The sequence below is a fragment of the Pseudomonas sp. NFX5 genome (assembly GCF_049132125.1).
Taxonomy (GTDB): domain Bacteria; phylum Pseudomonadota; class Gammaproteobacteria; order Pseudomonadales; family Pseudomonadaceae; genus Aquipseudomonas; species Aquipseudomonas marginalis.
In genome coordinates this window covers 214,676-225,347 of the sequence record NZ_JAFMZG010000030.1, presented here as the reverse complement: position 1 = coordinate 225,347, position 10,672 = coordinate 214,676, and the positions used below count along the sequence as shown (strand labels likewise).

Genomic DNA, 10,672 nt, shown 5'->3' with positions numbered 1-10,672 from the left:
CCCGATAGCGGTGTATCAGTCACCGATGTTTTGACTGAACCACTGCTATCGGGGGCAAGCCCCCTCCCACATTTGGACTGCATGCATTCCGATAGAACTTCTGCGCTCGCCCCCGCCTCATACCTGATAAGCCCATCGCCCCGGTCACCCCATGGACCTTGTCATCGCCCGGCCCGAAGGCCTCTACTGCCCCGCCGGAGATTTCTACATCGATCCCTGGCGCCCGGTGGAACGCTCCGTCATCACCCACGCCCATGGCGACCACGCCCGCACGGGCAATCAACACTACCTGGCTGCCGCCCCTGGCGAAGGCATCCTGCGCTCGCGCCTGGGCCAGGACATCAACCTGCAAACCCTGGCCTATGGCGAAAAACTCGTCCACCACGGCGTGACCCTGAGTTTTCACCCGGCCGGGCATGTACTCGGCTCGGCCCAGGTGCGCCTCGAGTACCAGGGCGAAGTCTGGGTGGCGTCCGGCGATTACAAAGTGGAACCGGACGGCACCTGCGCGCCCTTCGAACCGGTGCGTTGCCATACCTTTATCACCGAATCCACCTTTGGCCTGCCGATCTACCGCTGGCAGCCCCAGGCGCAAATCTTCGCCGGGATCAACGACTGGTGGAGGGGCAATATTGCCGCCGGCAAAGCCAGTGTGTTGTTCTGTTATTCCTTCGGCAAAGCCCAACGCATCCTGCATGGCATCGACGCCAGCATCGGGCCGATCCTCAGCCATGGCGCGGTCGAGCCGCTGAACCGGGTGTACCGCGAGGCCGGCATTTATATTCCCGAAACCCTCTACGCCGGCGAATTCAAAAAGACCGACCCATTGCTGCGCCAGGCCCTGATCATCGCGCCGCCGTCCGCCGGTGGCAGCAGTTGGATCAAGCGCTTCGGCGACTACAGCGATGCCTTCGCCAGCGGCTGGATGCGCCTGCGCGGTACCCGGCGGCGGCGCGGGGTGGACCGAGGGTTCGTGCTGTCGGACCACGCCGACTGGCCCGGGCTGCTGTGGGCGATCGAACAAACCGGCGCCGAACGGGTGATGGTCACCCACGGCTCCGTCGGCGTATTGGTACGCCACCTGCGGGAAAAAGGCCTGGATGCCCAGGGCTTCACTACCGAATACGGCGATGACGAAGAGGAGGCCACGGCATGAAAGCCTTCGCCGAGCTGTACGCCAACCTCGATGCCACCACCTCCAGCAATGCCAAGCTCGCGGCCCTGCAAGCCTACTTCCTGCAAGCGCCGCCTGAAGACGCTGCGTGGGCGGTGTATTTCCTGTCCGGCGGACGACCGCGGCAATTGGTACCGACGCGTCTGCTGCGGGACATGGCCACCGAAGCATCCGGCATCGAGCCGTGGCTGTTCGAAGAGAGCTACCAATCGGTAGGCGACCTGGCCGAGACGATTTCCCTGCTCCTGCCGGAATCCACCTACACCTCCGAGGACGGCCTCTCCATATGGCTGGAAGAAAAACTCCTGCCGCTGCGTGGCCTGTCGCCCCTGGACCTGGCCGAACGGTTACCGGCGTTATGGGCGCAACTGGACCAGCCGAGCCTGATGGTGTGCATCAAGTTGATCACCGGCAGCTTTCGCGTCGGCGTGTCCAAATTGCTGGTCACCCGTGCGCTCGCGGCCATGGCCGACCTCGACAGCAAGCGCGTCGCGCAGCGATTGGTGGGCTACACCGATTTATCCAACCGACCGACAGCCGAAGGCTACCTCAAGCTGATCGCCGCCGAATCAGCCGACGAGCATGCACAACGGGGCGGACAGCCCTATCCGTTTTTTCTCGCCCACGGGCTGGCGCAACCGGTGGAGCAATTCGACGCCTTGCTCGGTTCCCCCGCCGACTGGCAGGTGGAATGGAAGTGGGACGGCATTCGCGCGCAGCTGGTCAAGCGCGAAGGCCGGCTGTGGATCTGGTCGCGGGGCGAAGAGCTGGTGACCGAACGCTTCCCCGAACTGCACAGCCTGGTCAGTGGCCTGCCTGATGGCACGGTGATCGACGGCGAGATCGTGGTGTGGAAGGACTCGGTACAACCCTTCGCCCTTTTGCAGCAGCGCATTGGCCGCAAGACCCTGAGCAAAAAAGTGCTCGACGATGCCCCGGTTGCGCTCCTCGCCTATGACCTGCTGGAACATCAGGGCGACGACTGGCGCAACCACCCCCAGGCCGAACGTCGCGCCCAACTGGAACAGGTGATTGCCCAGTGCAACCAACCCGTGTTGCAGCCCTCGCCCCTGCTGACGGGCGCCACATGGCAGGACCTGGCACTGCAACGCGAAGCCTCCCGCAGCCTCGGCGTGGAGGGCATGATGCTCAAGGCTCGCGACGGCCTGTATGGCGTGGGCCGCACCAAAGACATGGGCCTGTGGTGGAAGTGGAAAGTCGACCCCTTCAGTGTCGATGCGGTGTTGATCTACGCCCAACGCGGCCATGGCCGGCGCGCCAGCCTCTACAGCGACTACACCTTTGCCGTATGGGATGGCCCGCCCGGCAGTGAACGCACGCTGGTGCCCTTCGCCAAGGCCTACTCAGGACTGACCGACGAAGAAATGCGCAAGGTCGACGCCATCGTGCGCAAGACCACCGTGGAGAAGTTCGGCCCGGTCAGCAGCGTGACGCCCAGCATGGTGTTCGAGCTGGGGTTTGAAGGCATTGCCCTGTCCAAGCGGCACAAGAGCGGGATTGCGGTGCGCTTTCCGCGGATGTTGCGTTGGCGCCAGGACAAGGCAGTGGATGAGGCGGATAACCTTGCCACCCTGCAGGACCTACTGGCCTGACCCAGAACACCGCCCCTCCCACAATCGGATCTCCAAATGTTCCGAAACAGTGCGCTCGATTTTCAATGCCCATTTTCGGGCATCTCCTACACTCATGACTCCCTTGTCCCACCTTTTAAAACGCTCATTCGGAACTATGGTGCAGAAATTGCTACTCGTGATCCGTCTGACACCGTTCAGTAACAGTCCTAAAACGCGCCACAAGCGCTTATCTTGGTTTCCAGGGATTAAATAATGAAAAAAGCATTGCTGACCCTTTCTGCACTGGCTCTGTGCATGGCCGCCGGTACCGCGCTGGCCAAGGAATACAAGGAACTGCGTTTTGGTGTCGATCCGTCCTACGCACCGTTCGAATCCAAGGCGGCCGATGGCAGCCTCGTGGGCTTCGATATCGACCTGGGCAATGCGATCTGCGCCGAACTGAAAGTGAAGTGCAAGTGGGTCGAAAGTGACTTTGACGGCATGATTCCAGGCCTCAAAGCCAACAAGTTCGACGGAGTGATTTCGTCCATGACCGTGACCCCGGTGCGCGAGAAGGCCATCGATTTCTCCAGCGAGCTGTTCTCCGGCCCGACCTCGCTGGTGTTCAAGAAAGGCGCGGGTTACTCGACCCCAGAATCCCTCAAGGGCAAATCCGTGGGCTACGAGCAAGGCACCATCCAGGAAGCCTACGCCAAGGCGGTACTGGATAAAGCCGGTGTGACCACCAAGGCCTACGCCAACCAGGACCAGGTTTACGCCGACCTGACCTCCGGTCGTCTCGACGCTTCCGTGCAGGACATGCTGCAAGCCGAACTGGGCTTCCTGAAGTCCCCGGCCGGTGCCGGCTATGAAGTCAGCGCCGCCATCGATGACCCATTGCTGCCATCGAAAACCGCCATCGGTATCAAAAAAGGTAACACTGAACTGAAGGCCCTTTTGGATAAAGGTATCAAAGCGTTACACGATGATGGCACCTACGCCACCATCCAGAAGAAACACTTTGGCGATCTGAACCTGTACAGCGGCAAATAATGCCTGGGGCGCCCCTCCTGCGGAGGGGCGCTTTTTTATCGCCATAGGTCCTGATTTATGTTCGAAGAACTGTTGCAAACCCTCGGGCTGAGCGCACTCAGCTTGAAGGGTTTCGGCCCGTTGTTGCTGCAAGGCACCTGGATGACCATCAAGTTGTCGGTGCTGTCCCTGATCGTCAGCGTATTGCTGGGCCTGCTCGGCGCCAGCGCCAAACTTTCCAGCCTGCCCTTCCTGCGTATCCCCGCCCAGCTCTACACCACCCTGATTCGCGGTGTACCCGACCTGGTGCTGATGCTGCTGATTTTCTACAGCCTGCAAACCTGGCTCACCGGCCTGACCGACTTCATGGAATGGGAATACATCGAGATCGACCCATTCAGCGCCGGGGTGATCACCCTGGGCTTTATCTACGGTGCTTATTTCACCGAGACGTTTCGCGGCGCGATCCTCGCCGTGCCCCGTGGCCAGCTCGAAGCCGCCACGGCCTATGGCCTCAAGCGCGGGCAACGCTTTCGCTACGTGACCTTCCCGCAGATGATGCGCTTTGCCCTGCCGGGTATCGGCAACAACTGGATGGTAATGCTCAAGGCCACGGCCCTGGTGTCGATCATCGGTCTGGCGGACCTGGTCAAGGCCGCCCAGGATGCCGGCAAAAGCACCTACCAACTGTTCTACTTCCTGGTGCTCGCCGCGCTGATCTACCTGTTGATCACCAGCGCGTCCAACTTCGTCCTGCGTCGTCTTGAACGTCGCTACTCCGCAGGCTCACGGGAGGCGGTGCGATGATCGAACTCTTGCAGGAATACTGGCGCCCCTTCCTCTATAGCGACGGCCAGCACATCACCGGCCTGGCCATGACCCTGTGGCTGCTCAGCGCCGCCCTGGTCATCGGCTTTGTGGTGTCGATCCCGCTGTCCATCGCCCGTGTATCGCGCAACCCGCTGGTACGCTGGCCGGTGCAGTTCTACACCTACCTGTTCCGTGGCACGCCGCTCTATATCCAGTTGCTGATCTGCTACACCGGCATCTACAGCATCGCCGCCGTACGTGAACAGCCGCTGCTGGATGCGTTCTTTCGCGATGCGATGAACTGCACGATCCTGGCCTTCGCCCTCAACACCTGTGCCTACACCACGGAGATTTTCGCCGGGGCCATCCGCAGCATGGCCCACGGCGAAGTCGAGGCGGCCAAGGCCTACGGTTTAAGCGGCTGGAAGCTGTACGCCTACGTCATCATGCCTTCGGCGTTGCGCCGCTCGTTGCCCTACTACAGCAACGAAGTGATCTTGATGCTGCACTCGACCACGGTAGCGTTTACCGCGACGATCCCGGACATCCTCAAGGTGGCGCGGGACGCCAACTCGGCCACGTTCATGACGTTCCAATCATTCGGTATCGCCGCGCTGATCTACCTGACCGTGACCTTTGCCCTGGTCGGTCTGTTCCGTCTGGCGGAGCGCCGCTGGCTGGCGTTTCTCGGGCCCAGCCATTAAGGAGCCTTCATGCATCATCAGGTACACGATCTGGTCGCGCCGGTGCCAGGCACGGCGCGGCAGATTCACAGTTTCCACTTCGGCCCCGAACATGCCGAAGGCAAGGTCTATATCCAGTCATCGCTGCATGCCGATGAACTGCCGGGCATGCTGGTGGCCTGGCACTTGAAGGTGCGCCTGGCCGAGCTGGCGGCAGCCGGGCGGTTACTGAGCGAGATCGTGCTGGTGCCCATCGCCAATCCGGCAGGCCTGGAACAGGTGTTGATGGACACCCCGCTGGGCCGCTACGAGTTGGAAAGCGGGCAGAACTTCAATCGCCTGTTTGTCGACCTCAGTGATACCGTCGGCGATCAGGTCGAGGGCTCGCTCGGCGATAACCCGCAACAAAACGTCGAACTGATCCGCGCCGCCTTGAGCGCTGCCCTGGCCGTGCAAATCGCCGAGACCCAGTTGCACTCCCAACGCCTGGTGTTGCAACGCCTGGCCTGCGATGCCGACATGGTGCTGGACCTGCATTGCGACTTCGAAGCCGTGGCGCACCTCTACACCACGCCCGAAGCCTGGCCGCAGGTGGAACCGCTGGCACGCTATATCGGCTCGGAGGCCAATCTGCTTGCCACCGATTCCGGCGGGCAATCCTTCGATGAGTGTTTCACCCTGGTGTGGTGGCAGCTGCAACAACGCTTTGGCGCGCGCTTCCCGATTCCCATGGGCAGTTTTTCGGTGACCGTCGAACTGCGTGGCCAGGGCGACGTCAACCATGGGTTGGCCGCCCTCGACTGCCAGGCAATCATCGACTACCTGATTCACTTCGGCGCGATTGCCGGCGACGCCGCACCGCTGCCCGAACTGCCCTACCCCGCCACGCCGCTGGCGGGCGTCGAACCCGTGGCAACGCCGGTGGGCGGCCTGCTGGTGTTCAGCGCCCTGCCCGGTGAATACCTGGAAGCCGGGCAACTGATCGCCGAAATCATCGACCCCATTACCGACCGCGTAACGCCCGTGCACTGCCAGAAGGCCGGCCTGCTTTACGCCCGTTCGCTGCGCCGCATGGCCACTGCCGGGATGGTCATCGGCCATGTCGCAGGCACCGAGGCCTACCGCAGCGGCTATCTACTTTCGCCTTGAGGATGCACGCCCCATGTACAAATTGACCGTTGAAGGCCTGCATAAAAGCTATGGCGACAATGAGGTGCTCAAAGGCGTCTCGCTCAAGGCCAGGACCGGTGATGTGATCAGCCTGATCGGCGCCAGCGGCTCGGGCAAAAGCACCTTTTTGCGTTGCATCAACTTCCTGGAAACCCCCAACGACGGCGCCATGACCCTCGACGGCCAGCCGATCCGCATGGTCAGCGACCGCCACGGCATGCGCGTGGCCGACGATGCCGAACTGCAGCGCCTGCGCACGCGACTGGCGATGGTGTTCCAGCATTTCAACCTGTGGAGCCATATGAGCGTGCTGGAAAACATCACCATGGCCCCGCGCCGGGTGCTGGGTTGCAGCAAAAAGGACGCCGAAGACCGCGCCCGTCGCTACCTGGACAAAGTGGGTTTACCGGCACGCGTGGCGGACCAATACCCGGCGTTCCTGTCCGGTGGCCAGCAGCAACGGGTGGCCATCGCCCGTGCCCTGGCCATGGAGCCGGAAGTGATGCTGTTCGACGAACCCACCTCGGCCCTCGACCCGGAGTTGGTGGGTGAAGTGTTGAAGGTCATCCAGGGCCTGGCCGAGGAAGGCCGCACCATGATCATGGTGACCCACGAAATGAGCTTTGCACGCAAGGTATCCAGCCAGGTGCTGTTCCTGCACAAGGGCCTGGTGGAAGAGCAAGGCGCGCCGGAGGATGTGCTGGGCAATCCGAAGAGCGAACGCCTGCAACAGTTCCTGAGCGGCAATTTGAAGTAAACCTTTGCGACGCCTGGAGGGTCTGTGGAATAGGCCCTCCAGAGCGTTCGCCGCCCCATGGCAAAACCCCTCGACTTCGCCAAAACGTGGTTTGCCGCCAAAGGCTGGAAGCCGTTCGCTTTCCAGAAAGACGTATGGACGGCGGTCAGGGATGGCCGCTCGGGCTTGCTGCACGCCAGCACCGGCGCCGGCAAAACCTACGCCCTGTGGTTTGCCGCCCTCAACCGTTTCGCGATCACCCGACCGCCCCCCACCGGTAAACGCAAACCGCTGGCTGAGCCACTGACCGTGCTGTGGATCACGCCCATGCGTGCGTTGGCCGCCGACACCGCACGCGCCCTCGAAGCGCCGCTCGAGGCCTTGCAGATTCCCTGGAGCGTCGGCCTGCGCACCGGCGATACCAGCAGCAGCGAGCGTGCCCGGCAAACCCGACGCCAGCCCACCGCACTGGTCACCACCCCGGAAAGCCTGACCCTGATGCTCGCCCGCGCCGACAGCGAAACGAGCCTGGCGCACCTGCGCATGGTGGTGGTGGATGAATGGCATGAGCTGATCGGCAACAAGCGCGGCGTGCAGTTGCAGCTGGCGTTGGCGCGGCTGCGGCGTTGGCATCCTGAACTGATGGTGTGGGGCATTTCGGCCACCCTCGGTAACCAGTCCCACGCTCTGGAAGTGCTGGTCCCACAAGGGGACGGAATTAATGTGCAGGGGCAAACGGCCAAGCAGTTGCACGTCGACACCTTGCTGCCGCCCATCGCCGAGCGGTTTCCCTGGGCCGGGCATATCGGCTTGAAGATGCTGCCGCAGGTGGTGGCCGAGGTCGACGCCAGCAGCAGTTGCCTGGTGTTTACCAACACGCGGGCGCAGTCGGAAATCTGGTATCAGGCGCTGCTCGATGCACGCCCGGATTGGGCCGGGGTGATTGCCCTGCACCATGGTTCGCTGGCCCGCGAGACCCGCGACTGGGTGGAGCGGGCGTTGAAAGACGGTCAGCTCAAGGCGGTGGTGTGCACATCCAGCCTGGACCTGGGGGTGGATTTTTTGCCGGTGGAGCGCGTGCTGCAAATCGGCTCGGCCAAAGGCGTGGCGCGCCTGATGCAACGCGCCGGGCGCTCCGGCCATGCACCCGGACGGCCGTCGCGGGTGACCCTGGTGCCGACCCACAGCCTGGAACTGGTGGAAGCCGCTGCGGCCCAGGACGCCATTGCAGCGCGGCGCATCGAAGCCCGCGAATCGCCCCACAAGCCGTTGGATGTGCTCGTACAACATTTGGTGAGCATGGCCCTGGGCGGTGGCTTTACGCCGCAGGCGCTGCTGGCGGAGGTGCGTGGCGCCTGGGCCTATCGTGACCTCAGCGAGGCCGATTGGGCCTGGGCCCTGGGTTTTGTACGGCATGGCGGCTTATCGCTGACCGCTTACCCGGATTACCGCCGCGTGGCGCCGGACGAGCACGGCATCTGGCGCGTCCCCGATGCCCGGCTTGCGCGCCGCCATCGCATGAGCGTGGGCACCATTGTCAGCGACGCCAGTATCCAGCTGAAATTCTGGAGCAAGGGCGGCGGTGGCAAGAACCTGGGCAGTGTCGAGGAAGGTTTTATCGCACGCCTCAAGCCGGGTGATGGCTTCTTGTTTGCCGGACGCCTGCTGGAATTGGTGCGGGTGGAAAACATGACCGCCTATGTGCGCCGCAGCAGCGCCAAAAAAGCTGCCGTACCCCGCTGGAATGGCGGGCGCATGCCCCTTTCCAATGAGCTGGCCCAAGCCGTGGTGGAGCGCTTCGATGCGGCCGCGCACGGGGTCTACGAGGGGCCGGAAATGCGGGCTGTGCAAACCCTGCTGCAGACACAATTGCGCTGGTCCGGCTTGCCGACGCGCGAGCACTTGTTGGCCGAAGCCTTGAAATCGCGGGAGGGCTGGCACCTGTTCCTCTACCCGTTTGCCGGCCGCCAGGTGCACCTGGGACTGGCGAGTCTGCTGGCGTGGCGGGTCAGCCAGCAGCAGCCTGTGACCTTCTCGATTGCCGTCAACGATTATGGCTTGGAGTTGCTCAGCGCCACCGAGTTGGATTGGCCACGCTTGCTGAATGGGGCGCTGCTGAGCCCGAAGCAGTTGCTGGCAGACGTAGCAGCCAGCCTGAACGCCGGGGAACTCGCCCTGCGCCGCTTTCGCGAGATTGCGCGTATCGCCGGGCTGGTGTTTGCCGGTTACCCCGGCGCGCCGAAAAGCACGCGCCAGGTGCAGGCATCCAGCGGGTTGTTCTTTGAAGTGTTCAAGCAATATGACCCGCAAAACCTGTTGCTGGCCCAGGCGGGGGAAGAAGTCCTGCGCGACGAATTGGATATTCGTCGGCTGGAAGAGACCTTGCTTCGCCTCTCGGCGCTGACACTGGACGTGCATAGGATCGAACGTCCTACGCCCCTGGCCTTCCCACTGCTGGTAGAACGGATGCGCGAAAGCATGAGTTCGGAAAAACTCTCGGAGCGCATTGCGCGGATGGTCAAGGACTTGGAAAAAGTCGCCGATAACGGCAAACGCTGATGGTGTGCTCAGTGACGCTGGAGGGCGAAGAGCTGTGGCTGTTGGCGGATAAGGCGCTCTACTGGCCCGCGCGCCAGTGCCTGCTGATCGCCGATGCACACTTTGGCAAGGCATCGGCCTATCGCAGCCTGGGCCAGCCGGTACCGCAAGGCACCACCACCGAGAATCTGCAGCGCCTGGATCGGCTGTTGGCGGCCGTACCGTGCGCCCAGGTAATCTTTCTCGGCGATTTCCTCCACGGGCCCGGCTCCCACGCCAGCGGCACCCTCAGCGCCTTGAGAGCCTGGCGAGCACGTCATTGCGACCTGTCGATGACCTTGATTCGCGGTAATCACGATAAACGCGCGGGCGACCCACCGGCTGACTTGAACATCGAAGTGGTCCCGGAGCCCCTGTTGATGGGCCCTTTCGCCCTGCAACACGAACCGCACGCCCATGCCAGCCACCATGTGCTGGCGGGGCATGTGCACCCGGTGTATCGCTTACGCGGCAAGGGCCGGCAGAGCCTGCGCCTGCCGTGTTTCCAGTTCGGCACACGCGTCAGCCTGCTGCCGGCGTTTGGGGCGTTTACCGGGGGGCATACGGTGGAGCAGGACAATGACCGCCGAATCTTTGTCATCGGCGATCACCAGGTGTGGCAGGTGCGCTGACCGGCCTTGCGGGTATCAGGCGACCGGTGCGGGAGGCGGCTCGTCCGGAAGGGTCGGCTCACCGGGCTCGGTGGGCTGCTGTGGCCAATCCTCATCGGGTTGGCCGGGGATGCCGCCTGCATAGGCGGGATCAGCCATCAGGGACCAGGCCAGAACGCCAATCTGGTTGGGTTCAAGCCGGGCAAGTTCTGCGCTGATTCGCGGGTCAATCTTCATAAGGCACTCCTCAAGCGTGGCTCGGTGCGTTTTGCACGCACCGAGGCAGTACACCCAATAGAGTCACT

At 62.8% G+C, this 10,672-nt stretch carries 10 protein-coding genes; 9 read left to right on the top strand and 1 reads right to left on the bottom strand.

Annotation, left to right across the window (positions count from 1 at the left end; genetic code table 11):
* Window positions 1-151 precede the first annotated feature (151 nt).
* The 9 genes from J1N02_RS20495 (at window position 152) to pdeM (ending at window position 10,388) form a co-directional block, all read left to right on the top strand.
* On the top strand, window positions 152-1,156 hold the full coding sequence (locus J1N02_RS20495) for a ligase-associated DNA damage response exonuclease (RefSeq protein ID WP_421147669.1): 1,005 nt from the start codon (window positions 152-154) through the stop codon (window positions 1,154-1,156).
* A complete protein-coding gene (locus J1N02_RS20490; RefSeq protein WP_421147668.1) occupies window positions 1,153-2,787 on the top strand; it encodes an ATP-dependent DNA ligase in 1,635 nt (544 codons plus the stop codon). Before J1N02_RS20495 ends, J1N02_RS20490 begins: the two co-directional genes overlap by 4 nt.
* 234 nt (window positions 2,788-3,021) lie before the next feature.
* The gene (locus J1N02_RS20485) at window positions 3,022-3,801 is read left to right on the top strand and encodes a transporter substrate-binding domain-containing protein (protein WP_027604451.1); all 780 of its coding nucleotides are present in this window, start codon (window positions 3,022-3,024) and stop codon (window positions 3,799-3,801) included.
* Window positions 3,802-3,858: 57 nt separating this feature from the next.
* On the top strand, window positions 3,859-4,587 hold the full coding sequence (locus tag J1N02_RS20480; RefSeq protein ID WP_027604452.1) for an ABC transporter permease: 729 nt from the start codon (window positions 3,859-3,861) through the stop codon (window positions 4,585-4,587).
* The gene (locus tag J1N02_RS20475; RefSeq protein WP_027604453.1) at window positions 4,584-5,294 is read left to right on the top strand and encodes an ABC transporter permease; all 711 of its coding nucleotides are present in this window, start codon (window positions 4,584-4,586) and stop codon (window positions 5,292-5,294) included. Before J1N02_RS20480 ends, J1N02_RS20475 begins: the two co-directional genes overlap by 4 nt.
* A 9-nt stretch (window positions 5,295-5,303) precedes the next feature.
* Complete coding sequence (locus J1N02_RS20470; protein WP_169899524.1) at window positions 5,304-6,422, top strand: succinylglutamate desuccinylase/aspartoacylase family protein; 1,119 nt, start codon at window positions 5,304-5,306, stop codon at window positions 6,420-6,422.
* 13 nt (window positions 6,423-6,435) lie between these two features.
* Window positions 6,436-7,200, top strand: coding sequence for an ABC transporter ATP-binding protein (locus J1N02_RS20465; protein WP_016973168.1), 765 nt, complete (start codon window positions 6,436-6,438; stop codon window positions 7,198-7,200).
* A 57-nt stretch (window positions 7,201-7,257) separates the two neighbouring features.
* Window positions 7,258-9,738, top strand: a complete 2,481-nt coding sequence (locus J1N02_RS20460; protein ID WP_405126162.1) for a ligase-associated DNA damage response DEXH box helicase — start codon at window positions 7,258-7,260, stop codon at window positions 9,736-9,738.
* Entirely contained in the window at window positions 9,738-10,388 is a 651-nt protein-coding gene (gene pdeM, locus J1N02_RS20455) for a ligase-associated DNA damage response endonuclease PdeM (RefSeq protein WP_098480263.1), read from the top strand. The genes J1N02_RS20460 and pdeM overlap by 1 nt, the downstream gene beginning before the upstream one ends.
* A gap of 15 nt (window positions 10,389-10,403) precedes the next feature.
* Here the strand turns inward: pdeM and J1N02_RS20450 are convergent, their stop codons facing one another.
* The gene (locus tag J1N02_RS20450; protein WP_027604457.1) at window positions 10,404-10,604 is read right to left on the bottom strand and encodes a hypothetical protein; all 201 of its coding nucleotides are present in this window, start codon (window positions 10,602-10,604) and stop codon (window positions 10,404-10,406) included.
* Window positions 10,605-10,672: the final 68 nt, after the last annotated feature.

Excerpts from the sequence above, each read along its gene's own strand:
- J1N02_RS20495 (WP_421147669.1), top strand. The coding sequence starts at position 152 with ATGGACCTTGTCATCGCCCGGCCCGAAGGCCTCTACTGCCCCGCCGGA.
- J1N02_RS20490 (WP_421147668.1), top strand. The coding sequence starts at position 1,153 with ATGAAAGCCTTCGCCGAGCTGTACGCCAACCTCGATGCCACCACCTCC.
- J1N02_RS20485 (WP_027604451.1), top strand. The coding sequence starts at position 3,022 with ATGAAAAAAGCATTGCTGACCCTTTCTGCACTGGCTCTGTGCATGGCC.
- J1N02_RS20480 (WP_027604452.1), top strand. The coding sequence starts at position 3,859 with ATGTTCGAAGAACTGTTGCAAACCCTCGGGCTGAGCGCACTCAGCTTG.
- J1N02_RS20475 (WP_027604453.1), top strand. The coding sequence starts at position 4,584 with ATGATCGAACTCTTGCAGGAATACTGGCGCCCCTTCCTCTATAGCGAC.
- J1N02_RS20470 (WP_169899524.1), top strand. The coding sequence starts at position 5,304 with ATGCATCATCAGGTACACGATCTGGTCGCGCCGGTGCCAGGCACGGCG.
- J1N02_RS20465 (WP_016973168.1), top strand. The coding sequence starts at position 6,436 with ATGTACAAATTGACCGTTGAAGGCCTGCATAAAAGCTATGGCGACAAT.
- J1N02_RS20460 (WP_405126162.1), top strand. The coding sequence starts at position 7,258 with ATGGCAAAACCCCTCGACTTCGCCAAAACGTGGTTTGCCGCCAAAGGC.
- pdeM (WP_098480263.1), top strand. The coding sequence starts at position 9,738 with ATGGTGTGCTCAGTGACGCTGGAGGGCGAAGAGCTGTGGCTGTTGGCG.
- J1N02_RS20450 (WP_027604457.1), bottom strand. The coding sequence starts at position 10,604 with ATGAAGATTGACCCGCGAATCAGCGCAGAACTTGCCCGGCTTGAACCC.